The organism is Micromonospora sp. NPDC049081, from assembly GCF_040648835.1.
Taxonomy (GTDB): Bacteria; Actinomycetota; Actinomycetes; order Mycobacteriales; family Micromonosporaceae; genus Micromonospora; species Micromonospora antibiotica.
This window is the reverse complement of record NZ_JBEZEK010000006.1, coordinates 25535-52041: the sequence shown is the minus strand read 5'-3', so window position 1 is coordinate 52041 and position 26507 is coordinate 25535. Positions and strand designations below refer to the sequence as shown.

The 26507-nt window shown below is 72.9% G+C and carries 15 protein-coding genes; 10 read left to right on the top strand and 5 right to left on the bottom strand.

Annotated elements, in window-relative coordinates:
* The first annotated feature begins 23 nt into the window (after positions 1-23).
* From AB0B63_RS11690 to AB0B63_RS11665, 6 genes are all read left to right on the top strand, one after another.
* On the top strand, positions 24-1250 hold the full coding sequence (locus AB0B63_RS11690) for a sensor domain-containing protein (RefSeq protein ID WP_357017242.1): 1227 nt from the start codon (positions 24-26) through the stop codon (positions 1248-1250).
* Positions 1238-1894: a response regulator transcription factor gene (locus AB0B63_RS11685; RefSeq protein WP_208566070.1), complete on the top strand. Its 657-nt coding sequence runs from the start codon at positions 1238-1240 to the stop codon at positions 1892-1894. The genes AB0B63_RS11690 and AB0B63_RS11685 overlap by 13 nt, the downstream gene beginning before the upstream one ends.
* A gap of 251 nt (positions 1895-2145) precedes the next feature.
* Positions 2146-3249: a winged helix DNA-binding domain-containing protein gene (locus AB0B63_RS11680; RefSeq protein WP_357017237.1), complete on the top strand. Its 1104-nt coding sequence runs from the start codon at positions 2146-2148 to the stop codon at positions 3247-3249.
* 32 nt (positions 3250-3281) lie between these two features.
* On the top strand, positions 3282-3878 hold the full coding sequence (locus AB0B63_RS11675) for a GNAT family N-acetyltransferase (protein WP_357017234.1): 597 nt from the start codon (positions 3282-3284) through the stop codon (positions 3876-3878).
* Positions 3879-4120: 242 nt separating this feature from the next.
* Positions 4121-7483 (top strand): M12 family metallo-peptidase, encoded by a 3363-nt coding sequence (locus AB0B63_RS11670; RefSeq protein ID WP_357017231.1) that lies wholly within the window; start codon positions 4121-4123, stop codon positions 7481-7483.
* 111 nt (positions 7484-7594) lie between these two features.
* Complete coding sequence (locus AB0B63_RS11665; RefSeq protein WP_357017228.1) at positions 7595-9820, top strand: ATP-dependent RecD-like DNA helicase; 2226 nt, start codon at positions 7595-7597, stop codon at positions 9818-9820.
* A gap of 102 nt (positions 9821-9922) precedes the next feature.
* On the opposite strand, the gene AB0B63_RS11660 is transcribed toward AB0B63_RS11665, so the two are convergent.
* A complete protein-coding gene (locus tag AB0B63_RS11660; RefSeq protein WP_357017225.1) occupies positions 9923-11521 on the bottom strand; it encodes an arabinofuranosidase catalytic domain-containing protein in 1599 nt (532 codons plus the stop codon).
* A gap of 192 nt (positions 11522-11713) precedes the next feature.
* Entirely contained in the window at positions 11714-13546 is a 1833-nt protein-coding gene (locus AB0B63_RS11655; RefSeq protein WP_357017222.1) for an RICIN domain-containing protein, read from the bottom strand.
* Positions 13547-13990: 444 nt separating this feature from the next.
* Here AB0B63_RS11655 and AB0B63_RS11650 point away from each other — a divergent pair, with 444 nt between their 5' ends.
* On the top strand, positions 13991-15712 hold the full coding sequence (locus tag AB0B63_RS11650) for a trehalase family glycosidase (RefSeq protein ID WP_357017219.1): 1722 nt from the start codon (positions 13991-13993) through the stop codon (positions 15710-15712).
* A gap of 56 nt (positions 15713-15768) precedes the next feature.
* On the opposite strand, the gene AB0B63_RS11645 is transcribed toward AB0B63_RS11650, so the two are convergent.
* Positions 15769-16782 (bottom strand): LacI family DNA-binding transcriptional regulator, encoded by a 1014-nt coding sequence (locus AB0B63_RS11645; protein WP_357017216.1) that lies wholly within the window; start codon positions 16780-16782, stop codon positions 15769-15771.
* Between the two features lie 368 nt (positions 16783-17150).
* Here AB0B63_RS11645 and AB0B63_RS11640 point away from each other — a divergent pair, with 368 nt between their 5' ends.
* Positions 17151-18596 carry an arabinofuranosidase catalytic domain-containing protein gene (locus AB0B63_RS11640; RefSeq protein WP_357017213.1) on the top strand — a complete coding sequence of 482 codons (1446 nt, stop codon included), beginning with the start codon at positions 17151-17153 and terminating at the stop codon, positions 18594-18596.
* Between the two features lie 374 nt (positions 18597-18970).
* Positions 18971-21217, top strand: a complete 2247-nt coding sequence (locus AB0B63_RS11635) for a helix-turn-helix domain-containing protein (protein WP_357017210.1) — start codon at positions 18971-18973, stop codon at positions 21215-21217.
* Between the two features lie 3 nt (positions 21218-21220).
* Here the strand turns inward: AB0B63_RS11635 and AB0B63_RS11630 are convergent, their stop codons facing one another.
* Together AB0B63_RS11630 and AB0B63_RS11625 are read right to left on the bottom strand one after the other, a co-directional pair.
* Positions 21221-22348 carry a helix-turn-helix domain-containing protein gene (locus AB0B63_RS11630; protein WP_357017207.1) on the bottom strand — a complete coding sequence of 376 codons (1128 nt, stop codon included), beginning with the start codon at positions 22346-22348 and terminating at the stop codon, positions 21221-21223.
* 163 nt (positions 22349-22511) lie between these two features.
* Positions 22512-23987, bottom strand: coding sequence for an RICIN domain-containing protein (locus AB0B63_RS11625; protein ID WP_357017203.1), 1476 nt, complete (start codon positions 23985-23987; stop codon positions 22512-22514).
* Between the two features lie 420 nt (positions 23988-24407).
* Here AB0B63_RS11625 and AB0B63_RS11620 point away from each other — a divergent pair, with 420 nt between their 5' ends.
* Entirely contained in the window at positions 24408-26423 is a 2016-nt protein-coding gene (locus AB0B63_RS11620; RefSeq protein ID WP_357017200.1) for an FAD-dependent oxidoreductase, read from the top strand.
* The last annotated feature ends 84 nt before the right edge of the window (positions 26424-26507 follow it).

Here is a 26507-nt window from a genome sequence, read left to right as displayed (position 1 = left end):
ATGTTGGCGCGGGAGGTCTTCCGATGACACACCTGCGGGACCGGGCTCGTGCCTCGGTCGACGCCCTCGAACACCTCGTCGGCGGGTTGGCCACCGCACTGTTGGCGTTGGCTGCGCTGCTGTGGGTGTTGCTCGTCGCGACGGCCTGCCTGGTCTGGGTGGGGCTGCCGGCGGCACCCGGCGCGCTGCGGGCGGTACGCTCGGTGGCCGACCGCGAGCGTGCCCGGCTGTCCCGCTGGGGCACGCAGCTCCCCGCCCCGGGCCCGGTGCCGGCCGAGCTGCGGGTGGCGGTGCGCGACCCGTTCGTCCGGCGGGAACTCGGCTGGGTCGCGCTGCACGCGGTCACCGGCCTGGCCAGCGGGCTGCTCGGCCTCGCTCTGCCGCTCTACGCCGTGCAGGACCTCACGTTCCCGCTGTGGTACCGGCTGCTGCCGCCCGGGGCGGGGGCGCCGGGGATCGTCTGGTGGCGCATCGACGGGCCGGCCGAGGCACTCCTGGTCGGGTTGCTCGGGTTGGGCTGGCTGGTCGCCGTGGTCGCGCTCGGTCCGCCGTTGGCCCGCCTCCAGGCCCGGCCGGGACGGTGGTTGCTGCCTCCGCCGCCGGGCATCGACCTGTCGTTGCGGGTCGCCGAGCTGACCGCCACCCGGGCTGCGGCGCTGGACGCCCACGCGGTGGAACTGCGTCGCATCGAACGTGCCCTGCACGACGGCACCCAGAACCGGCTGGTCGCGGTCAACGTGCTGCTGGGGGCGGCCCGCCGGGCGGTACGGCGGGACCCGGACCGGGCCGACGAGATCCTCGGGCGGGCGCAGGACGCGGCGGAACAGGCGCTCGGCGAGTTGCGTACCGTGGTCCGGGGCATCCTGCCGCCCGTGCTGGACGACCGGGGCCTCGCCGGTGCCCTGGCCGGGCTGGCCGGCAGTTGCGCGGTGCCCTGCCGGCTCACGGTCGACGTGCCGGTACGCTGCGCCGTCTCGGTGGAGGCCACCGCCTACTTCGTGGTGGCCGAGGCGTTGACCAACGTGGTCCGGCACAGCGGCGCGGGCCGGGTCGACGTGACCGTACGCCGCGAGCAGGGCCGGTTGTCGGTGACCGTCGAGGACGACGGGCGCGGCGACGTCGACGAGACGCGCGGCTCGGGGCTGACCGGCATCCGTCGGAGGGTCGGGGCGTACGACGGCCGGATGACCCTGACCAGCACCAAGGGTGGGCCGACGAGACTGGAGGTGGAGTTGCCGTGCGGATCGTGATCGCCGAGGACGACCCGCTGCTGCGGGAGGGGTTGGCGCTGCTGCTGCGGGCGGAGGACCTGGACGTGGTCGCCACCGCGGGCAACCCGGGTGAGTTCCTGGCCGCGGTCGACGCGTACGCGCCGGACGTGGCGATCGTGGACGTGCGGATGCCGCCGACGCACACCAACGAGGGCATCGTGGCCGCGGTGGAGGCCCGTCGCCGGCAGCCCGGCCTCGCGGTGCTGGTCCTTTCGGCGTACGTGGAGCAGGCGTTCGCCACCGACCTGTTCTCGGTCGGCGCGGTCGGGCTCGGCTACCTGTTGAAGGAGCGGGTGGGTCGGGTCGAGGAGTTCCTCGCCGCGCTGCACCGGGTCGCCGACGGCGGCAGTGTGATCGACCCGGAGGTGGTGGGGCAGTTTCTGGCCCGCCACCGCAGGCCGGACGCGGCACTGGGAGAGCTGTCGCCGCGTGAGCGCGAGGTGCTGGGGCTGATGGCCGAGGGGCTCGGCAACACGGCGATCGCCGAGCGGTTGTACGTCACCGAAGGCGCGGTGCACAAACACATCCGCAGCATCTTCGCCAAGCTCCAGCTGCCCCCCGACGACCGGGCCGACCGCCGGGTCACCGCAGTGCTGCGCTACCTCGACGGCGGTCGACGGTAGCGTCGGCGGTCCCCGGCCTGGCGCTGCTGCGTTGGTCGGGGTCACCCGCCGGCAGATCCGCCGGATGGTCCACGTTGAGGGCATCGTCTGCTCGTAGGGCCGCCGAACCGGTGGTAGACGGGACCAACCCCGGCCCGGTTCCTGAAACCCAGGGCCCGGGACAGAGTTTGATCAACGCTCGGGTCCCGGCGTCGTTCCGTGTCGGGAAGCTACGGACAGGCATTGTCGGGGGTAGCACCTAGGCTGGTCGGATGATCGACCGCCGTCAGGTGATGCAGTTCCGGGTCGGGGCGCAGCAGCTCGACCGGGTCGAGGGCACCCCGGCGGACACCGCCGTACTCGACATCGGGGTGCAGGACACCGGCCCGGACGGCGGCCGGTGGGCCCTGGCGCTGCGCGGTGTCGAGGTGACGGCACCGGTCGCGGACGACCTGATCCTGCTCTGGACCGTTCGCGGCGCGCCGCATCTCTACCGTCGCGCCGACGTGGCCGAGGTGGCGGGGGCGGTCGCGCCGTACTCCGACGCGGACGCGGGCAAACGCATCTACGACGCGGCCCGGCCGCTGAAGGCCGCCGGCATCGGCAACCTGGCCGCCCTCGACGAGGTGGCGGCGCGGATGCGGGCGGTGGTCACCACCCCGACGGTCAAGGGCGACGTCTCCGGGCGGTTGGCCGAGCTGCTGCCCGAGCCCTACCTGCGGTTCTGCCGTCCGTGCGCCGCCACCCACCTCTACGAGATGCCGTTCCGGCTGGCCGCTGTGCGGGCCGGGCTGGAGTTGCGCCCCGGCACCTCGCCACCGGTCCTGCACCGCATCCCCGGGTTCACCCGGGCCGCGCCGCCCGGCGACCGGTTCGACCTGGTCCGCGCCTACCTGCGGCTGCTCGGCCCGGCCACCCCCAAGCAGGTCGCCGACTACCTCGACGCCCCGGTCAGGGAGGTGCGGGCCCGCTGGCCGCAGGACGTGGTCGAGGTACGGGTCGACGGGGAGGCCCGTTCGCTGCTCGCCGCCGACGAGCCGGCGCTCGCCGGTGCCGCCGACACCACGGCCGTGCGCCTGCTCGGCCCGTTCGACCTGTTCCTGCAGGCGCGGGACCGGTCGACCCTGGTGCCGGACGCGGCCCACGCCAAGCAGTTGTGGCCGGTGCTGGGCCGCCCCGGGGCCGTCCTGGCCGGCGGTGAGATCGTCGGCACCTGGCGGCCCCGTAAGGCCGGCCGGGCGCTGACGCTCGCCGTCCAGCCGTGGCGGAAGTTGTCCGCCGCCGTCCACGACGACATCGTCGCGCAGGCGCAACGCCTCGCGGCCCACCGGGGCCTCGCCCGGGTCGACGTCGACGTCGACCCGGGCGGAGTTTGACACCGGCCCACGGCGTCGGGGGAGGATGCGGCGTGCGGGTCCCGCTCTCCACGCCACCGGCCATCCCGGCCGGGGCCCTCGCCGCCGGTGCGCAGCCGACCCTCGCCGCGCCGGGGGGTCTGGTCCTGCGTCCCTGGGAGCCGTCCGACGCCCCGGTGTTCCTGGCCGCCTACCGGGATCCGGAGATCCGGCACTGGCACACCCGTCATCCGGCCTCCGAGAGTCAGGTCCGTGAGTGGTTCGTGGAATACCAGCAGGCCTGGGTGCGGGAGACCGGTGCCAGTTGGGCGGTGACCCGCGACGGCGTCGAGGTGCTCGGCCGGATCGCCCTGACCGGCATGGATCTCGATGACGGCGTCGCCGGGTGCGCGTACTGGGTGCTTCCCGCCGCCCGCCGGGCAGGGGTGGCCTCCCGGGCGTTGACGGCACTGGGCGGGTGGGCGCTGGACGGGGCGGGCTTCCACCGGCTGCACCTGGACCACTCGACCCGCAACCTCGCCTCCTGCCGGACCGCGCTGCGCGCCGGATTCCGGCTGGAGGGCACCAAGCGCAGCGACGCCGTGCACGCCGACGGCCGGCACGACATGCACCTGCACGCCCGCATCCGGGGCGATCGACCAGCCGGCTGACCCCGGCACCCGGTGGGCGACCGACCCACCCGGCGGCCCGTCCGGTCCTGCCCGGCGCGTGCCGCGCGGTCCACTGGGGAGCATCTACACCGCCGGCCTGTGTCGCCGCGTCGACTTTACGGATGATGTCTGTCGACAGGGGACCCGTCATAGCGTGTGCTTCTCCGGGACAGCCCGGCGTGGCCCACGAACGCCACGCCATCCGGCCGGTTCCTCTTACCTGGTGAAGTGAGGCCCACTCGATGACGGTTCCACCCCCCGATCCCGCTGGTCGCGGCCGCCGCCGACTGGCCGGGCTGTGCGCTGCGGTGCTGGTCGCCACCGCGCTGCCGTTGACCGGTGGCACCGCGGCGGTCGCCGCGCCGGCCGACTCCGGCCCCTGGCGGCAGCTGCCGAGCGAGCCGTCGGCCAACGCCCGCGACGGGCGTACCCCCGACATCCGCGCGGAGCGGTTCACCGCGTACACCCTGGACCGGGCCGCGTTGGCCGACACCCTGGCCGACGTGCCGGCCGAGCGGGCCGGTACGGCCCGACGGTCGCAGTCGGCGCTGACCGTCGCGTTGCCCACCCCCACCGGGGGCTTCCAGCGGTTCGCCCTGGTCGACTCGCCGGTGATGGAGCCGGGGCTCGCCGCCCGGCATCCCGAGATCAGCACGTACGTCGGCCGGGGCCTGGACGACCCGACGGCGACCATCCGCGCCGACCTGACCCCGCTGGGCTTCCACGCCTCGGTCCGGTCGACCGGCGGCAGCTGGTACCTCGACCCGTACTACCACGGCGACCAGAGCGTCTACGCCAGCTACTACGCCCGCGACCTGCTCGACACCGACCCGGCCATGGTGGAGCGGGAGGACGTCGCCGTGGCGGCCGGGGCGCTGTCGCCGGAGGTGACCGCGGACGAGCCGGCAGGTCCGCCGGTCACCCTGCGCACCTACCGGCTGGCCCTGGTCACCGACCCGTCGTACGCCACCTTCTTCGGCGCGGAGAACGTCACCGCGGCGAAGGTGACCCTGATCAACCGGGTCACCCAGATCTACGAGGACGAGACGGCGATCCGGTTGGTGCTGGTCAACGACACCGACAAGACCAACCTGAACACCGCAGCCCTGGCCACCGAGGCGAACGGGCCCTGTGGCGCGGCGGCCTGCTACACCCCGACGCAGATCTCGTCGTGCACCAGTTCGCTGCTCAACCGCAACCGGATCGTGCTCGGCCAGCTCGTCGGCGCGGGCAACTACGACGTCGGGCACATCGGCCTCGGCCTGCCCGGTGGCGGTGTCGCCGGCCTCGGCGTGGTCGGCCTGGACGGCAAGGCGCGCGGCTGCACGGGCCTGCCCACCCCGGTCGGTGACTTCTACGCCGTCGACTACGTGGCGCACGAGATCGGCCACCAGTTCGCCGGCAACCACACCTTCAACGGCACCCAGTACAACTGCTCCGGCAGCAACCGTAGCGCCGCCAACTCCTACGAGCCGGGCAGCGGTTCGTCGATCATGGCGTACGCGGGCATCTGCCAGCAGGACAACCTCCAGCCGCACAGCGACCCGTACTGGTCGCAGCGCAGCTACACCGAGATCAGCACGTTCGTCTCCGGCACCCGCCCGGCGCTCAACGAGGTGCAGACCGTCTCGCTGTCCGGCTTCGACACCGACGGCGACGCGTTCAGCATCAGCTACGCGGGGCAGTCGTCCGTGCCGGTGGTGCGCGGCGGCAACTACACCGCCGCCGGGATCAAGGCGGCCATCGAGGCGATCGCCGGCTGGCCGGCCGGGGCCACCGTCACCGTGTCGGCCTTCGGCGGGCTCGGCGCACCGAACGACACCGGCTTCCAGGTCACCTTCAACGGTGGGTCGCTGGCCGGGGTCGACGTGCCGGCGCTCGAACTGACGGGCGTCGTGGGCGCGTCCGGCTTCGTCGGCGAGACCGCCCGGGGCGGCGCGGCCGGCAACAACGGCTTCCAGACCGCGCAGACCGGCAACCGGGCCCCCGTGGTCACCGTGCCGGCGGCGGCGTACACCATCCCGGCGCGGACCCCGTTCGCCCTGACCGGTGGCGCCACCGACGCCGACGGGGACACCGTCAGCTACCTGTGGGAGCAGAACGACCGGGGCGGCAGCACCGGCACCGCGCTGGTCAACAACACCAAGACCAACGGGCCGCTGTTCCGCCAGTTCGGCGAGGCGGCGGCGGTCAGCCCGACCGACACCCTGGAGTACCACTCGCCGGGCGAGAACGCGGTGACCACCGACCCGACCCGGCACTTCCCCGACCTGACCCAGATCGCGGCGAACAACACCAACGCCGCCACCGGGGCCTGCCCGGCCGCGCCGGCCCCACCGGCCACCGGCGGGGCGAGCAACGTGCCCGCCGCGACGGTGGACTGCTACTCGGAGTTCCTGCCCACCGCCGACTGGGTCGGCGTCACCAACGACCGGACCCTGCACTTCCGGCTCACCGGACGGGACCACCACCCCGGTGGCGGCGGCATCGGCAGCGCCGACGTGGCGTTGACCCTCGCCCCGGCGGCCGGCCCGTTCCTGGTCACCTCGCAGGCCACGCCGGCGGCCCACCTGGGCGGCGGCACCATGCCCGTCACCTGGGACGTGGCCGGCACGGACACCGCGCCGGTCAACGTGGGCGAGGTGAAGATCTCGCTGTCCACCGACGGCGGGGCGACCTTCCCGCACGTGCTGGCGGAGAGCGTGCCGAACACCGGGTCCGCGACGGTGACCCTGCCGAACGTGGACACCGCCCGGGGCCGGCTGAAGATCGAGGCGGTCGGCAACGTCTTCTTCGACCTCAGCGACGCCGACCTCACCATCACCCAGGTCCGCGCGGCCACGGTCACCTACACCGGTGACACCCTGGCCGCCCCGGTGGACGACGCCGACACGACCGGTGTGCTGCTGCGGGCCACCGTCCTCGGTGGCGGCGGTGACGTCCGCAATGCCACGGTGACCTTCACCGAGGGCGACGAGACCCTCTGCACGGCGGTCGCGACGCCGTTCGGCGCGGCGGCGGACGACGGCTCGGCCAGTTGCCGTGCCGTGCTGCCGCACGGCGCGCACCCGGTCACCGCCACGGTGTCGGGGGCGTACACCGGCAGTGCGACGGCCACCGTCACGGTGGCCGGCGGGTACGGCCGGTCGGTCGCCGGCTCGGGCTACCTGAAGGGCGGGGCCACCGCCGGTGGTTACCCGCTCGACGACGACCGGCGCATCGAGGTGACCCTGGACGGCCGGATCAACAACGGCAAGAAGCTGGTCGGCAGCGCGAAGGTCGGCTACAAGTCGGGCGGCAAGCGGTACAAGTTCCAGAGCACCGCGCTGGAGTCGTTCGGTGTCACGGTCGCCGGGGAAGCGGTCGCCGACCTGCGCTACCAGGTCACCCTGTACGACATCTCCACCGCCCAGGACCCGGTGGCGGTGGCGACCGGGCTGACCATGCGGGTGACCGCCACCGACCGGGGCGAGCCGGGCCGCCGCGACGGGATCGGCATCACCGTCTGGGACGGTGACCGGTTGCTCTTCTCCTCGGACTGGACCGGCGCGTCGACCCGGGAGGGCACCCTGACCGCCTCCGGTGGCAACCTCACCATCGGCTGACCAGGCGCACCGCGACACCCGGCGTCCTTCCCCGCCCATCCGGCGGGGGAGGACGCCGGTCTGCGTCCGGGCGGTGGACGGGGCGCGTCGGGCACCCGGCACGATGAGGGGGTGACCGCCCCCGCCCGCGCACCGCTCGCCACCCTGGACGCGGTCCTCGAACGGCTGACCTACGTCAACGAGGAGACCGGCTACACCGTCGCCCGGGTCGCCACCGACCGGGGCTCCGACCTGCTGACCGTGGTCGGCGCGTTGCTGGGTGCGCAGCCCGGGGAGAGCCTGCGGCTGTCGGGACGCTGGTCGTCGCACCCGAAGTACGGCCGGCAGTTCGAGGTCGACTCGTACACCACCGTGCTGCCGGCGACCGTCCAGGGCATCCAGCGTTACCTGGGTTCCGGCCTGGTCAAGGGGATCGGGCCGGTGTTCGCCGAGCGGATCGTGGCGCACTTCGGCCTGGACACCCTGCGGATCATCGAGGAGGAGCCGGCCCGGCTGGTCGAGGTCGCCGGCCTGGGGCCGAAACGCACCGCGAAGATCACCGCCGCGTGGGAGGAGCAGAAGGCCATCAAGGAGGTGATGGTCTTCCTCCAGGGCGTCGGGGTGTCCACGTCGCTGGCGGTACGCATCTTCAAGCAGTACGGCGACGCGTCGATCGAGGTGGTGACGAAGGAGCCGTACCGGCTGGCGGCCGACGTGTGGGGCATCGGCTTCAAGACCGCCGACACCATCGCCCAGGCGGTGGGTATCCCGCACGACAGCCCGCAGCGGGTGATGGCGGGCCTGCGGTTCACCCTGTCCGAGGCCACCGACTCGGGCCACTGCTACCTGCCCGCCCCGGCGCTCGTCGCCGACGCCACGACGATCCTCGACGTCCCCGGTGAACTCGTCACCCGCTGCCTGGACGACCTGATCGCCGAGGAGGGCGTGGTCCGGGAGCTGCTGCCCGGCGACGACGGCGAGCCGGTGCCGGCGGTCTACCTGGTGCCGTTCCACCGCGCCGAGCAGTCGCTGGCCACCTCGTTGCTGCGGCTGCTGCACGACCGGGTCGACCGGCTGCCCCACTTCACCGACGTCGACTGGCCCCGGGCGCTGACCTGGCTGCGCGCGGTCACCGGCAACGACCTCGCCCCCGAACAGGAGCACGCCGTCCGGCTGGCGCTCACCTCGAAGGTCGCGGTGCTCACCGGCGGGCCGGGCTGCGGCAAGAGCTTCACCGTGCGGTCCATCGTCGCGCTGGCCGCCGCGAAGAAGGCCCGAATCACCCTGGTCGCGCCGACCGGGCGGGCCGCGAAGCGGTTGTCGGAGCTGACCGGGCACCCCGCCGCCACCGTGCACCGGCTGCTGCAACTGCGTCCCGGCGGGGAGGCCGTGCACGACCGGGACAACCCGCTCGACGTCGACCTGCTCGTCGTCGACGAGGCGTCCATGCTCGACCTGATCCTGGCCAACAAGCTCGTCAAGGCGGTGCCGCCGGGGGCGCACCTGCTCCTGGTCGGCGACGTCGACCAGTTGCCCAGCGTCGGTGCCGGGGAGGTGCTGCGCGACCTGCTCACCGCGTCGGCGGTCCCCCGGGTGCGGCTGACCCGGGTGTTCCGCCAGGCCGCCCAGTCGGGTGTGATCACCAACGCGCACCGGATCAATGCCGGTCGGCCACCCCTGCTCGACGGGCTGCCGGACTTCTTCCTGTTCGCCTGCGACGACACCGAGGCCACCGCCGCGTTGACCGTCGACGTCGCCTGCACCCGGATCCCCACCCGGTTCGGTCTCGACCCGCGCCGCGACGTGCAGGTCCTCGCCCCCATGCACCGGGGGCCGGCCGGTGCCGCCGCCCTCAACACCCTGCTGCAACAGCGGCTCACCCCGCACCGCGAGGGGCAACCGGAGCGGCGGATGGGCGGGCGGGTCTTCCGTGTCGGCGACAAGGTCACCCAGATCCGCAACAACTACGACAAGGGCCAGTCGGGCGTCTTCAACGGCACCCTCGGCATCGTCACCGCGATCACCCCCGAGGAGCAGACCCTCACCGTCCGCACCGACGAGGACGAGAACCTCGACTACGAGTTCGACGAGCTGGACGAGTTGGCCCACGCGTACGCGATGACCATCCACCGCTCGCAGGGCTCGGAGTATCCCGCCGTGGTGGTGCCCCTGACCACCAGCGCCTGGATGATGCTGCAACGCAACCTGCTCTACACCGCCGTCACCCGGGCCCGGCACCTCGTCGTCCTGGTCGGTTCCCGTCGTGCGCTGGCCGCCGCCGTGCGTACGGTCGGCGCGGGCCGCCGCCACACCGCGCTGGACCACCGCCTCGGCGGGCCGACCGGGCAGCGGGGGTGACCCGCCCTCCGGCCCCTCGGCGCGGGCACGGGGACCCGCCCGCCGGTCACCGTGCGGGACGGTGACGGGCGGGCGGGAGCGGTCAGGCGGCGGGTACCGGGGTCAGCGGTAGCCGGCTGCGGTGATGTTGGCCTGTACCGCGTTCTCGGTGGCGTCCGACGGGTAGCCGGCGACCATCGCGCCCTCGTAGAACGTGCCGGCGCTGAGGTTCGCGCCACCGTCGGGCTTGCAGCAGTCGCCGCCGCTGCCCAGGATGATCGCGCCCTGCTTCTTCATCGGGCTGTAGCCGGGCGGCAGCGACCCGTCGTAGAGGGTGTAGAGGCTGCCGGACTGGGCGTCGCTGCCCTTGATGGCGAAGCGCGAGGTGCCGTTGTTCTTCAGGGTGGCGGTGACGAACTTGCTGGTGAAGGCCCGCTGGTTCGGGTTCCAGGAGCTGCTGCCGCCGGGGAACAGGCCCCACTCCAGGTCGGCCTGAACCCACGGGCCGGAGCCGGAGCAGCCGCCGAACCAGCACTGCTTGCTGAAGTTGATCGCGTCCATCGCCCCGGCGGCGTCGGCCTTGCGGGTGGTCTCGCTGTTGCCGTAGTCGAAGCAGCAGCCGTTGTTGACGTGGGTGCCGCTGGTGACCATGTACATGCCCTCGGGGGCCGCGCCGGTCGGGATGCCCGTCAGGTGACCGTCACGCCAGTAGCTGTTGCCCGGGTTGATGTAGAGCGAGTACGCCTTGGCACCGCCCACCGTCAGCGACTCCGAAGTCGCGACCGCCGGCCGGCTCTGCGGCGACCCGGGAACCACGCTGGAGCCCTGGTACCACAGGTCGTTGCCGCGACCGGACTGGTCGAACACGACGGTCACCACGCAGGTGGTGCCGGTGCAGAAGGAGTCCTGGGTCGCAGCGTTGGCGGTGCCGCCGGTGCCGGTCAGCCCGATGTTGCGGGTGGTGTTGTCCGAGGAGCGGCGTACCTGGTAGAGGTTGCCGGTGTACGCGGCGTAGAGCGCCCGGGTGGTGCTGTGCGCGGCCACGCACGGGGTGCCACCGGCGGCGTAGATGTCACACGGCAGGGCGCCTGCGGGCGGGGGAGTGGTCGGCGGCGGCGTGGTCGGCGGGGTGGTGGTGGGCGGGGTGGTCGGCGAGGTCCACTGCTGGTTGGCCTGACCGTTGCAGGTCCACAGCAGGATCTTGGTGCCGTTGGCGGTGCCGTTGCCGTTCGCGTCCAGGCACAGGCCGGACTGCACGCCGACGATGGTGCCGTTGGCGTTGACGTTCCACTGCTGGTTGGTCTGACCGTTGCAGTCCCAGATGATCGCCGCCGTGCCGGCGGTGGTGCCCCGGCCGGAGGCGTCCAGGCACTTGTTGCCGTACACGGTGAGCTGGCGGCTGGTCGTCCAGGTCCAGGTCTGTCCGGCACCACCCTGGCAGTCCCACAGCTGGGTCTGGGTGCCGTTGGTGGTGCTGGCGTTGGGGACCTCGAGGCAGCGTCCGGAGGCGGTGCCGACGATCCGGGTGCTCTGCCCCGGCTCGATGGCGGCCAGGGCGGGCGCGGCGGCGGCCTCGGCGACCGGCGAGGTGACGCCGGGCACGGCCCCGGCGACGACGAGGACGCCGGCCAGCGCACCGACCAGCATGGTCAGCCGGTGTCGGCGGCGGTGGGGGAGGGGATCGCGGACCGGTCCTGATCCGCTCGGGGACGGGGTACGCACGAGGCGGCTCCTTGGTTCGTCGGCGGCGCGGCCCTGGCGGACCCGCCCTCGGGTGGTGGTGGCGAATCGGTTCGGGACCCCCTCAGGATCACCAAAAGAACGATAGAAATCAATTCGTTGGGTCGTCTGTGGTGGGGTGGGGTCGACGTCCGCGCGACCGGGTGCCGGTCGACCGGCACCCGACCGTCGCTCCTACCGGCCCCAGAGCCGCCAGGTCTGGTTGAGCGGGCTGCTCTGGCCCACCGGCTTGCAGGTCCACTGCAGGATCCGCGCCTGGGCGGCGGTGGAGACCCCGTTGACGTCGACGCACTTGTTGCTGTGCCGGGCGACGAGCTGGTAGTCGTGGGGGTCGTTGCCCCCGTAGGTCACCCGGCGCAGGGTGAACTGCTGGCTGGTGCCGTTCTGGCAGGTCCACTGCTGCACGGCCGCGCCGTCGGCGGTGGACGCCCCGCTGACGTCCAGGCACTTGCCGCTCTGCTGGTTGACCACGGTGTACGTGTCGGCCACCCCGGCGACCGGGCGGAAGTTCCACAGCTGCTGGTCGCCGCCCTCGCAGGGGAACTGCTGCTGGGGGTTGCCGTCGGCGGTGCCCAGGCCGGTGTTGTCCAGGCACTGCTGGGAGTGCTGGGCCACCGCGACCGAGGTGAAGCCGGTCTCCGTGGGCGGCAGCACGGTGACGGTGTACGTGTCGTTCTGGTTGCCGTACGGCAGGGTCACCGAGGCGGCGTTGTTGGTCAGCGTGACCACGGTGTTCGACACCGTGACCGGCCCCTGCACCGCGCCGCCGTTGTTGTAGGGGATGCGTTGGGTGAGCACCCGCACCTGGTTGTTCTGCACGATGCCGCTGGTGGCGTCCAGCCGTTGCAGGTTGACGGTCAGGTTGCCGGTGGTCCGGCCGCCGCCGACCAGCACCCTCGCCGCCCCGGGCGTCCGGGTGGCGAAGGCGTCGTAGGACTGGCTGGGGGTCACCGCGACGATCTGCCCGGTCTGCGCGGCGTAGTAGCGGTAGACCCACCACTCGCCCTTGGGCTGGTGCTGGCCGGCGGCGTTGCGGACCAGCAGGTTGCCCAGATCGTTGTGCAGGTTGCCGGCGCTGGCCCAGTTCGCCCGCAGGCCGTCCGCGTGGGCCCGCTCCAGCCGAGCGACGTACCAGGCCCCGTCCGCCGGGTTCTGCTCGTTGGACGCGCCGTACTCGTTGATCTGGTAGGGCCGGGGGTGGGCGATGCCGCGCGCGTCGAGGGTGGCGTTGGCGGCGGCGACGTTGGCGACCGGGTCGCCGGGCAGCGAGTGCCAGCTGACGATGTCCGGCACCGTGTTGGTGGAGCGGACGAAGTCGAGGTACTGGTTCCAGAAGGCGTGGTTGGTCGACGGCACGCAGGCGCAGCTCGGCCCGACGATGAGCTGGGTGGGGAACTCGGCCCGCAGCCGCTGGTAGGTGCGTCGCCACAGTTCGAGGTACTGGGAGATCGGGCGGTTCCAGAAGATGGTGATGTTGGGTTCGTTCCAGATGTCCCACTGCACGGTCAGCCCGGCCGCCCGGACGTCGCCGATGAGCCGGGTCAGGAAGTTGTCGTAGTCGGTCCAGTTGCCGTTGTCACCGGGAAATCGGGAGATCCCCGCGCCGTCGGCGCCCCACAGGTCGTGCGGCAGGATGATGAACTGACCGCCCAGGGTGGCGGTCCGGCGGGCCTGGGCGAGGGTGGAGTTCCACCGGCGGTCGTAGTTGCCGCCGACCCAACCGCTGCCGGGCAGCTGCGCGCCACCGGCCCGCATGTACTGGAACTTGACGTCGCGGTAGAAGTGGTCGGCCGGGCCGCTGGCGTTCTCGGTCATGCCGTAGATCCAGCCGGAGGCGCGGTAGGTCGGCGTGCCGTCGGTGGCGGAGAAGTTGACGCTGATCGACTCGTCGGCGGCCTGGGCCGGGGTGGCGGCGACGGCGGTGGCGGCGATGGCGAGCAGGCCGACGGTGAGTCGGGTGACGATCACGCGGATTCGTCCGGGCCGGCTGCGCAGCGGGGTTTTCACAGGGCGGCTCCTTGGTGGGGCGCGGGGACGCTCTCCGGAGGGCTTCGCATGCGAATCGATTCGCAGGGATCGTAGGGTGAGGCAGTGAAGGATGTCAATAAGATGACAGGGCGGTGAAGTCGAGGTTTCCGCTGTCGATCACGGCTGTGGTGTCCCCTCTTGACCGTGTCGCCTCGCCAGACCTATGTTCGTCCGAACGAGGAGCCGAACCGATTCGCCTGACGGTCGGGTCGCGCCCCCACCCGCGCGGCGCTCGTCCCCCTCGCCACCGGACGTCGCCCGCGAATCGAGGCAGCAGACGACGGCAACCAGCCGTCGGCGGTGACCGACCGCTGCCAACCTCGTGGCGACCGCCGGGGGGCCGGTTCGCGCCGCCCGGGCCCGGCCGGGACGTCGGATGCGCAAGGACCGACCACCCGTACGACAGAAAGGGCGTCACCTGCCATGACCGTCGCACCGTCCGGTCCGGAGTTCTCCCTCCAGGACATCCCGTTCAGCTACCGAGGCTCCTGGCTCAACATCTCCCCGGTGGTGGCCGAGAAGACGTACGCCGACGATCTGCACCTGGTCTCCCACCAGACCGGGCTGCACCCGGTGCTCCGCCTCGCCCCGACCGCCGCCAGCACGGTCGTGGCGACGCCCATCCTGCTCACCTGGCGCAGCGGCACGGGCCTGGTCGAGGCCGGCTACGAGGGGCCGGACACCCTACGGCTGCGGGGCCGAGGGCTCGGACTGCGGATCGCCGCCGCAGCCGGGACCCTCACCCCGTTCAGCGGCACCTACCTCTACCGCGACCCGGTCGACGGGTCGGCTGTGTTCACCTCGTACGAGACGGGCCGCCGCTACCGGGTCACCGTGTTGTCCGGCCCGCCGGGCGGGCTCGGGGGAGCGGAGGCGCTCGGCACCGCCGACCGCTGGCTGCACCTGCCCGCCGACCAGCCCTGGGAGATCGCGATCGAGGAGTACCGCACGGCCCGCCGCCCCTATGTCCGGTCCGGCACGTTCGACCAGCTGTGCCGCGACCGCGGCGTCGAGTTCGCCGCGTTCGTCGACGCGGTCGCGCCCTGGCGCGGTGTCGACACCCCCGCCGCCGAGCTGGCCGCGTACGTGCTGTGGTCGGCCACCGTCGAGCCGGCGGGTTTCGTCACCCGTCCGGCCGTGCTGATGTCCAAGCACTGGATGGACAAGGTGTGGAGCTGGGACCACTGCTTCAACGCGATCGCCCTGGCGTCCGGCGAGCCGGAGCTTGCCTGGCACCAGTTCCAGCTGCCCTTCGACCATCAGGACGCCGCCGGTGCCCTGCCGGACTCGGTCACCCACTCGGAGGTGCTGCACAACTACGTCAAGCCACCCGTGCACGGGTGGGCCCTGCGGCAGCTGCGCCGCCGGCTGCCCACGCCGCCGGACCGGGCGGAACTGGCCCGGACGTACGACCGGTTGGGTCGGTGGACCCGGTTCTGGCTGGACGCCCGCCGCGCCCCCGGCCACGACCTGCCGCACTACCAGCACGGTAACGACAGCGGCTGGGACAACGCCACCACCTTCGACCACGACCGGGTGCTGGAGACCGCCGACCTCGCCGCCTTCCTGGTCAGCCAACTGCGCTGCCTGGCCGACCTCGCCACCGAGCTGGGTGAGCCCGCCGACCGGTGGTCCGCCGAGGCCGACCGGGTACGCGCCGCCCTGCTGCGGGACCTGTGGGACGGCGAGCGTTTCACCGCCCGCAGCCCGCACACCGGTCGGCGACGGGTCAGCCGCAGCCTGCTCGACCTGTTGCCCGTCACCCTCGGCGACGACCTCCCCGAGCCGGTCACCCGGGTGCTGGCCCGGCGGGTCGAGGCCCACCTGACCACCCATGGGCTGGCCACCGAACCGACGGACTCGGCCCACTACCTCGCCGACGGCTACTGGCGTGGCCCGATCTGGGCCCCCTCCACGGTGCTGGTGGAGGACGGCCTGCGCCGGGCCGGGCACACCGTGCTCGCCGACGAGATCAGCCGGCGATTCCTGGTGCTGTGCGAGAAGTCCGGCTTCGCGGAGAACTTCGACGCCGAGACCGGCGCGGGGCTGCGCGACCGGGCGTACACCTGGACGGCCAGCAGCTACCTCATCCTCGCCGCCGCCCAGCAGGGGCGCACCGGGTCACCGGCGGGGCCGACCCGGTGAACGTCGTGCCGCCGCCCACCCGGTGGTGGCACGTCGCCGCCCCGGGTCGGGGCGGGTCAGCGGGTCCGGGCCGGGCCGGTGCTCTCGCGCAACGAGATGGGCGGCGCGTAGAGCCGGTGGCGGGGGGTGCCGCCGGGTGCGGCGATCAGCTCCAGCAGCAGCGACACCGCCTCGGCGCCCATGTCCCGGGTCGGCACGTCGGCGGCGGTCAACGGGGGGCGGAAATCCTCCGCCCAGTGCTGGGCGGCCACGCCGGTGACGGAGAAGTCACCCGGCACCGACAGGCCGGCGGCGTGCAACGCGCGCTGCATCCCGGGCAGTGCCGCCTCGTTGATGGTGGCCACCGCCGTGACCTGCGGATGCGTCGCCAGCAGCTGCGTCATGCCCGCCTCGCCCGAGGCGGTGTCGTCGCCGCAGCAGACGTCGATGCCGGTCAGGCCCCGCTCGGCGGTGGCCGCCCGGAAGCCGGCCAGGGCACGGTGGCTCGGGCCGTAACCCGCCGCGACCAGCTCGGCGGAGCGGTTCACCAGAGCCACCTGCCGGTGCCCCAGGTCGGCCAGGTGGTGCACGCAACGGGAGATCAGGGCCGCGTAGTCGACGTCGATCCAACTCATCCCGTGCGGCTCGGCCGTCCGACCGATCGTCACGAACGGCACACCGGCCGTCGCCAGCCGGGTCACCCGGTCGTCGGTCAGCCGGATCTCCATCAGCACCACCCCGTCCACCCGCCGCCCGGTGACGATCCGCTCGAACGACCGGTCGTGGTCGCCGCCGGACGGGGACAGCAGCACGTCCAGGTCGTGTCGGGCCGCCGCCTCGACGACGCTGGCGACGAAGCCCAGCTGCATGTCGGTCAGACGCTGGTTGGCCGGGGGGATCACCAGCCCGAGGGTGCGGGTACGTCCCTCCTTCAACGCGCGGGCGCTGGCGTTCGGCCGGTAGCCCAGCTCGTCGATGACCGCCTGGATCCGTTGCCGGGTCGTCGCCGACACGGCCCGCTTCCCGCTCAACACATAGGACACGGTGCTGCGGGACACTCCGGCCCGCCGGGCGATCTCCCCGATGTTCATGCCCGCCCTCAAGCCGAATTCCGCCACCGACGCGGGAATGCGCCGTGTTTGCCGTGGAGCATAACCGCCCCGCAATTCCCCATCGGGGCAGGAACAGTTCTGTCGCCGTCCGCCGGGGGCAATCCGCCGATGTCCGGCGGTGCGTGGTGCGCAGGGCGGGGCGGACAGGGAACGCAGGGTGGCGCAATATATCGACAGGAGTTAATGTTAAAGATCTGACGTCTTATGTCAGGAGTGGGCGCGGCTGACGGATCGGTCCCGCAACCCCGTCGTTCGGACACGAGGCACAGCCGCGCCAGAGGCAGCCACCACCGCACCCGTACCGTTCCGGAGAGGATTCGATGAATGTGTTGAGAAGGCCCAGTCGTATGACGATCGCCGTGGCGACGATGGCGACCCTGGCCGTCGTCAGCGGCGGCTCCGTACTGGCGGACGCGCCGGGCGCGCGGGCCGCGACCACCGGCCCGTGTGACATCTACGCCGCGGGCGGTACGCCGTGCGTGGCCGCGCACAGCACCACCCGCGCCCTGTACGGTGCGTACAACGGGCCGTTGTACCAGGTGCGCCGGACGTCGGACAACACCACCCGGGACGTCGGCGTGCTGAGCGTGGGTGGTGTCGTGAACGCCGCGACCCAGGACTCCTTCTGCGCGAACACGAGCTGCGTGATCACGATCATCTACGACCAGTCGGGCCGCAACAACCGCCTCACCCAGGCGCCCGGCGGCTACTGGCCCGGCCCCGCGCCGGGCGGCTGGGACAACCTGGCCGACGCGAAGGCCGCACCGGTCACGATCGGCGGCCAGAAGGCGTACGGCGTCTACGTCTCGCCCGGCACCGGCTACCGCAACAACAACACCAACGGTGTCGCCACCGGTGACCAGCCCGAGGGCATCTACGCCGTCGTCGACGGCACGCACTACAACCAGTGGTGCTGTTTCGACTACGGCAATGCGCAGACCGACGGTCAGGCCGACTCGCCGGCCATCATGGAGACGGTCTACTTCGGTGCCAACAAGCAGTGGGGATACGGTGCCGGCGCCGGCCCGTGGGTCATGGCCGATCTGGAGTGGGGGCTGTTCTCCGGGGTGAACGCGGGGTACAACAACATCGCGTCCATCAACCACCGTTTCGTGACGGCCATGGTCAAAGGTGAGCCGAACCACTGGGCGATCCGCGGTGGCAACGCCCAGTCGGGGGGCCTGACGACCTATTTCGACGGGCGGCGTCCCAACGGATACCACCCGATGAAGAAGGAGGGTGCGATTCTGCTCGGCATCGGCGGCGACAACAGCGTCTCCGGCCGGGGCACCTTCTTCGAGGGCGTGCTGACCTCGGGTTACCCGTCGCCGGCCACCGAGGACGCGGTGCAGGCGAACATCGCCGCGGCGGGATACGCGCCGGCCGGTGGCGGCACCCCCACACAGGGCGTCCAACTCGTGGGCACCCAGTCCGGTCGCTGCGTCGACGTGCCGAACGGCAGCACCACCAACGGCACGCAGGTCCAGCTGTGGGACTGTACGGGCGGCAACGCGCAGCGCTTCACCCGTACGGCGGGCCGGCAACTCCAGGTGTCGGGCGGCAAGTGTCTCGACGCCTCCGGGCAGGGCACCGGCAACGGCACCCAGGTGATCATCTGGGACTGTCACGACGGGGCCAACCAGCAGTGGAACGTCAATGCCGACGGCACCATCACCGGTGTGCAGTCGGGTCGCTGCCTGGACGCCAGCAACGCGGCCACGGCCAACGGCACCAAACTCGTTCTCTGGGCCTGCAACGGGCAACAGAACCAGCAGTGGAGCCTGCGTAGCTGACCGCCACGTCGTAACCGGCCGGTCGGCCGCCTCGTGTCCTGCGCGGGGCGGCCCGACCGTTCGGTCGTGTCGCGCTGCCCGGCCCGGTCTGCGTCGTCGTCTTTTCCTGCCTGTCGTTCCGCGTGTCACCCGGGGGTCCTGCAGCAGCAGATCGAAGGCTACGGTCCGAACTGGAACCAGGTGTCGTTGCGGCTCAACGACGTCGACACCCGCCACGGCTGCGTCGACACACACGGCAGCGCGGACGCGTGCGCCCGGGCGGGCAACTACGGCGGCTACCAGACCTGACGGTTGAACGGTCGGTGATCCGACCATGCGCTACGTCACTCGTCGATGCCTGGAATCTCGGGCGGTGATCTGTGAGGGTGTGCTCGGTGAAGCCGATACCGAGCGTACCCGAACCGCTGACGCTGGGTGCCGTCCTGCGTGGGTGCCGCCTGGCGGCGGGCCTGTCGATCGAGGCGCTCGCCGAGCGCTGCGAAGTCAGTGCCCGGGCGATCAGCGACATCGAACGCGACCGGGTCCGTCGCCCGCAGCGGCGCACCCTGACCGTCCTGTTCGACGTTCTCGCCGTGCCGCACGACGAGCGTCGTCGCCTGGTCGAGGCCACCTCCGCGCGGCCGGCCGGCGCGGAACTGCCCGATCCGCCCCGCTACTTCAGCGGCCGGGCAGCGGAGTTGCGGGCCCTGGGCGACATCGCCCGTCGCCCGTCAGGTGACCGGCAGCAGGCCACCGTGCTCGTCGTCACCGGACCGGCCGGGGTGGGCAAGACCAGCCTCGCCCTGCGGGCCTCGGCCGACCTGGCCACGGACTTCCCCGACGGCCGGTTCTTCGTCGACCTGCGCGGCATGGACGACGTCCCGACCACTTCGGGCGAGGCGCTGCACCGGTTGCTGCGGGCGCTCGGCGTGCCGGAACAGCGGATCCCCGCCGGCCGCGACGAGCGGGCGACGGCATACCGGTCGGCGTTGTGTGCGCGCCGGGCCCTGGTGGTGTGGGACAACGCCGCCGACGAGGCGCAGGTCCGGCCGTTGCTGCCCGGGGCCGGACGCAGTCTCGTGCTGTTCACCAGCCGGCGGCGACTCAGCGGTCTCGACACCGCACAGTGGCTGTCGCTGGAGCCGCTGCCGGCCGAGGACTCCACCGCGATGCTGCGGGCCATCGCCCGGCCGGTCGCCGTCGATCCGACCGAACTCACCGAGCTGGCCCGACACTGCGGTCACATGCCCCTGGCGTTGCGCGTCACCGGGCAACGCCTGTCGGCCGAGCCGGGGCTGTCCGTCGCGGAGCTGAACCGTCGGTTCACCGGCGAGCAGGCCCGCCTGCGGGTCATCGACGCCGACACCGCCGGCATCCACACCGCGCTGAGCCTGTCGTACCGGCGGCTCGGGGACGACCTGCGGCGGACCTTTCGGCGGTTGTCGCTGATGCCGGGTCCGGACTTCGGCCCGGACCCGGTCGCCGTGGTCACCGACGGCTCCGACGCCGACGCCGAGCAACGGCTGGAAGCTTTGGTGGAGAGCGGCCTGGTGGCTGCCGTGCCGGCGGACCGCTACGGGCTGCACGACCTGGTACGTGACTTCGCCGTCGACCGGCTGACGGCCGAGGAGCCGGACTCGGCCGGCCCGTTGCGGGCGTCCTCGCTGCGCTGGTGGCTGGCGCGGACCACGGCGGCGGGGCGGCACTTCGAGCCGGACGGACCGCCGTCGCTGGCGGAGTTCGGGGATCGCGAGGCGGCGACGGCATGGCTCGACGCCGAACGGGGCAACTGGTTCGCGGCGTTGCGGTCGGCCGCCGTCGAGGGGCTGCACGAGCAGGTGGTCGACACCGTCGACGCGCTGCACTGGTTCTCCGACAGCCGGGTGCACCTCGACCTGTGGCCGGAGGTCTTCCGGTTGTCCGCCGAGTCCGCCGCCCGGCTGGACGACCCCCGCATCGAGGCGGTCCACCTCAACTACCTGTCCTGGGCGCAGGCGATCTGTCAGCGTGAGTACGCCGCCAGCGTGGCCACCGCCACCCGGGCGCTGGACCGGGCGGTCCGTGCGGGCGACCCGGCCCAGCAGGGCTGGGCGCTGCTCTACGCCGCCAGCGGCCACACCGGGTTGGGCGAGCACGCGGCGGCGCTGCGGCAGCGGCAGCGGGCCTGGGTGCTGCTGCGACGGGCCGCAGATCCGGAGGGCCTGCCGCAGGCGATGGCCTCGCTCGGCTCATCGCTGCTGGCCCTCGGCAGACCCGTCGAGGCGCTGCGGGTGCACCAGCGGACGCGATGCCTGCTCCGCGATCCGGGCTACCCCATCGCGGCTTTCGCCCGAGCCGCCACCGACGCGTTGAACTGCCGCCGGATCGCCGACGATCTCGCCGTCCTCGGCCGGTGGCCGGACCGGGTCACCGCCCTGCGGGAGGCGGTCGCGCTGTTGCGGGTCAGCGCGATGCCGGCGTTCGAGGCCCTGGTGTCGGTGGAACTGGTCGAGGCGCTGCGCCGCACGGGGGAGACCCGGGACGCCCCGGCGTACCTGCGGCGGGCGATCGAACTGGCCGAGGACTGTGACGATCCGGACCTGGCCGCCCGGGCCGCGACGCTGCTGGCCGAGCTCTCCCGCGACGGCGTGGACCCGGGGTGAGGGTCAGGTGCCGGTGGCGACGCGGGCGAAGGCGCGTACCAGCGGGTGGGGCTCGTAGCGGTGCTCCCGGCCGGCCGTGACCCAGCCCCGTTCGGCCAGGTCGAGAAAGCCCGCCTCGGCGGGGACCGGACCGGCCGGCCGGGTCAGCAGCCGGACGGCCCGGCGGGCCCGGGCCGGCAGCCCCGCGTACGTGCGCTCGAACGCGTCGCGCACCGACAGGTCACCGGCGACCAGCGCGTCCAGGACCCGCTCCGGCCTGGCCAACCGGTCGATCAGCCACTGCGCGCTCCACTGCGGCCGGGTCAGCAGCCGGTTCGCGGTCACCCGCAGGGCAAGGGGCAGTCCGCCGCAGCCGGCGGCGAGCGCTGCGACCGCGGGTGCGGGCGCGGTGCCGTCCACCATCGTGTCGAGGGCGGCCCGGGCGTCGGCCGCCGGCAGGGGCGGCACCAGCCACCGGTCGGTCACCGGGAGGTCCGCCAGCGGGTGCCGGCCGGTGATCAGGGTGACGCCGAGGGCGTCGGGCGGCAGCAACGGCCCGACCTGGCGGTCGTCGCGCACGTCGTCCAGTACGACCAGGATCCGCTGGCTGCGCAGCAGGTCCCGGTACGCCCCGATGACCACCGGGTCGGGCCCGTGCGTGGACACGTCGGACGGTGGCAGCAACCGGCGGGCGATCGTCGCGGCGGTGGCGTCCGCAACCGGCCCGAGGAACCGCACCCCGTCGGGGAACCGCCCGGCGAGGTCGGTGGCGGCCTGCACCGCCAACGCCGTCTTGCCCGCCCCGGGCAGGCCGATCAGCTGCACCGCGTGGCGGTGTTCCAGCCGGGTGGCCAGCCAGGTGAGGTCGTCGTGGCGGCCGGTGAAGTGGGCGGTCACCCCGGGCAGACCGGTGAGCCCGGCGACCTGTCCGGCGGCTGGGCGCAGTTGGCCGGCATCCACCCCGTCCAGGCCCAGGGCCGCGCCGAGCGCCTGCAGGGTGCCGTGGTGCGGGCGGCGGATCCGGTGCCGTTCGATTCCGCCGATCGTCCGGGCGCTCACCCCGGAGCGGGCGGCGAGTTCGTCGATGGTCAGTCCGGCGGCCATCCGCAGTGACCTGAGCCGGTGGAGCTGTTCCTGCGTGTTGTCCCGCACCCCGTACCCCCGCCAGGACGACTGCTGTCCGGTCCAGTAGACGTCGCCGGGGCGGCACGTGGGGTGAGGTCATCGTCACACCGCGTTCCGGGGCTGGTGGGGCGCGCGGTGGTGGCCGTCCGCCGTCCCGGCCTGCGGGAGGCGGGACGGTGGACGGGGCCGGTCAGGAGGTGCCGACCCGCTGCCACTGCTGGTTGGCGGCGCTGCCGCAGGCGTACTGGATCACCCGTGCGCCGTCGGCGGTGGAGTAGCCGGTGACGTCCAGGCACCTGCCGCTGTGCCGGGCGACGAGCTGGGTGTAGCCGGAGCCCGCGTCGCGCAGCTGCCACTGCTGGTCGGTGCGCCCCGCCTGGCAGCCGAACTGCTGCACCGGTGCGTTGTCGGCGGTGGAGCCGCCGGCCACGGTGAGGCACTTGTCGCTGTGCCGGGCGACGATCTGCACGTACCCCGAGCCCGCGTCGCGCAGCTGCCACTGCTGGTTGGTGCCGTTGTTGCAGGCGTACTGGGCCACGGCGGCGGCGTCGGCGGTGGACCGGTCGAGCACGTCCAGGCACTTGCCGCTGTGCCGGGCGCGCAGCGTGTCGAAGGTGTAGCCGCCGTTGACCCCGGAGACCACGCCGGTGGCGGTGTCGATGGTCAGCTGCGGATACCAGCTCATGGTCAACGAGGTGGCGGTGGGGAAGTTCAGCGGCAGCCAGACGTAGCGGGACTGGTTGACCGGGCCGCCCGTGGCGCCGGCCCACCGGTCGCCGAGGTAGAGGTACGAGGTGGCGGCGCTGCCCTGCACCGGCAGCACGTACGCCGACTGGGAGTCGTAGGTGGTGCCGTCGGCGAAGTTCGTCGGGTTGGTCCAGGTGCCGCCGACGCTGCTGGCGGTGGCGTACCGGGCCTGGTTGGGCGACCAGCCGGTGGCGCCCGAGGTGACCAGGAAGTAGACCCCGTTGCGTTTGAACATCGCCGGGGCCTCCCGGTAGTTGTCCGGCCACAGCGTCCGCACCAGCGACGCGACCCCGGTGTAGTCGGCGGTGAGGCGGTAGATGTTCAGGTCCGCGTTGTTGCGGGTGGCGGAGATCAGGTACGCGGTGCCGTCGTCGTCGCGGAACACCGTCTGGTCCCGGGAGTCGTGGCCGAGCGGCCGGAAGCTGCCCAGGTAGCGGTAGTTGCCGTCGACCGTGCTGGAGGTGGCCACCGCGACCCGGGCCTGGTTGTAGTCGACGCCGTTCTCCCAGTGCATCCAGAGCACGTACTGGCCGGTGCCGGCGTTGTAGATCACCTTGGGGCGTTCGATGTTGGCCGTCGCCAGCTCACCGGCGGAGGACTGGGTGAGCACGTTGTTGCGGAACTCCCAGGTGCGCAGGTCGGTGGAGCGGTAGACCGACACGTACCGGAAGGTGTTGTTGGCGTTGCGGTTCTCGCCGAACCAGTAGTAGTAGTCGCCCACCTTGATCATGCCGCCGCCGTGGGCGTGCACGCCGGCGCCGCTGGTGTCGGTGAACTGGGTGCCGTTGGCCACGGTGACGGGTGCGGCCCGCGCGGCCGGGGTGGTGAGGGTGAGCGGGGCGAGCAGGACCGCGCAGGCGGCGAGGGTGAGGGCGGTGACGATCCGGCGGAGGGTGGTGGGGTGGTGCGCGGCAGGCATGGCCGCCTCCTCTTGCGGTGGGCGCGAGGTGCCGCGGGGACGCGCGGAACCTTTTCTCGACCCTCACGATATGCGGTGGAACCGATTTATGTACATGTATCGATTTTGTTTGCGGTCGGGCGTTCGCGGGCGTGGGTGTGGCCGGTGGTCGGCCCGTTCGTGGTGGTCGCGGTTGTCGGGGTCGATTCGCCGCCGCCCCGCACGTGTCCGATTGGCGGCAGGAGGGTGGATTGGCGGACCGTCGACCGTTCGCCTGAGAGAAACAGCAGGTCAAAGCTATGTTAACCAGCAAGTTACTGACTGGTAGGTCATTGACGGTCAACGTGGGGCGGCTCTAGCGTTCCCTCCATTCGAACGGCGTACGGTCCACCCGAACGGTCTTCGGTCCGGTGGTGGTACGTCCAGACGGGAGGCCCGAGCATGGCCGACGGGACGGTGCACACCCTCTTCACGCCAGTCCGCCTCGCCTCCGTCCCGCTGCGCAACCGGGTCTTCGTCCCGGGCCACACCACCAACTTCGGCCTGCACAACGAGCCCACCCCCCGACTCGCCGCTTACCACGCCGAGCGGGCGGCCGGCGGCGTCGGCCTGATCGTCACCGAGGCCATCCGGGTGCACCCGACAAGCGCCGGACGCAGCATCAGCCTGGGCAGCTTCACCGACGCCGGCATCCCCGCCTACCGGGCGGTCACCGAGGCCGTGCACCGGCACGGCACGCGCATCTTCGCCCAGCTCATGCACGCCGGCCGGCAGGCCAACGGCGACGCCACCCGCACCGCAGCCTGGTCGTCCTCCCCGGTGGCCTGGGCCACCGGCGCGCACGTCCCGCACGCCATGGGTCGCCACGACATCGCCGTGGTGGTCGCCGCGTTTGCCGCCGCCGCCGGGCGGATGCGGCGGGCCGATTTCGACGGCCTGGAACTGCACGCCGGCCACGGGCACCTGCTCCAACAGTTCCTGTCGCCGCACACCAACCGGCGCACCGACGCCTACGGCGGCAGCCTGGACCACCGGCTGCGGCTCACCCGCGAGGTGCTGACCGCCGTGCTGGCCGCCACCGACCTGCCGGTCGGGTTGCGGGTCAGCGCCGACGAGTTCCTTCCCGGCGGCCTGGATCCCGACGCGATGGTGGAGATCGTTGCCCGGCTGCGCGAGGAGTTCCCGCTGGCCTACGTCCACGTGAGCCACTCCGCCTACCACGGCAGCTACACCCTGGCCACCCAGATGGCCGACATGAGCTTCGGGCACGCGCCGTTCCGACACCACGCGGCCACCTTCAAGCGGGCCTTCCCGGACCTGCCCGTGCTGGCGGTCTGCCGGCTAGACAGCCTGCCCGAGGCGGCCGAACTGGTCGCGGCGGGGGAGGCGGACCTGGTCGGTCTGGCCCGTCCGCACATCGCCGACCCGCACCTGGTCCGCAAGGCGGCCCAGGGCCGACACCACGAGACCCGGGCCTGCCTGGCCTGCAACCAGGGCTGCATCGCCCGGGTCGAGGCCAGCCTGCCGATCACCTGTGTGGTCAACCCCGAGGTCGGGGCGGAGCGGGAGTGGGCGGCGGCCTGGCGACGCCCGCAGCGGCCGGCACCGCCGCGCCGGGTGCTCGTCGTCGGCGGTGGTCCGGCCGGCCTGGCCGCGGCCACCGCCGCGCGACGGGCCGGCCACCGGGTCACCCTGGCCGAGGCGGGTGACGCGCTCGGCGGCCAGGTCGGCCTCGCCGCCCGGGTGCCCGGCCGGGAACGGCTCGGCCTGCTCACCCGGGACCTCGCCGCCGAGGCGTACGCCACCGGGGTCGAGGTGCTGCTCGGCAGGCGGATCACCGCCGCGCAGGTGCGGGCCGGCGCCTACCACGACGTAGTGCTGGCCACCGGGTCCCGCCCCCGCCCCCGGCCGCTGCCGGGCGGGCCGCCGGTGCTCGACCTCTGGCAGGCGGTCGCCGCCCTCGACGCACCCGTCACCGGCAGCTACGTGGTGATCGACGAGGACGGGAGCTGGGCCGCCGCCTCCGTCGCCGAGGCCCTGGCCCGAGGGGGCGGCCGGGTGCACCTGGTCTCCCCGACCGCCAGCATCGCCGCCCGGATCACCACCTACTCACGACTGGCCCTGTTCAGCCGCCTCGCGGACCTGGGCGTCGTGGCCCATCCACTGCGGACCGTCCGCGCCGCAGGTCCGACCACGGTGGCCCTGACCGGGCCGCTCACCGGCCCCGACCTCGAGATTCACGACGTCACCGCGGTCGTCGACGCCGGCCCGTCGGTCGCCGACGACTCCCTCTACCGCCAGCTCGACGCGTCGCCCGACGGACCCCGGGTCCATCTCGTCGGCGACGCAAACGCGCCCCGCACCACCCTGGAAGCGGTCTACGAGGGCCGGTTCGCCGGCGCCTTCCTCGGCCGCCACGACACCCCCGCCGCCGCCCAGGTGGCGCTCGCCTACTGATCCGGCGGCGGCGACCCCGGTCGCAGCCGCCCCGAGCACCCCTCCCGATCCGGCGCCGCCCGCGAGGAGCCGGACGCGACAAAG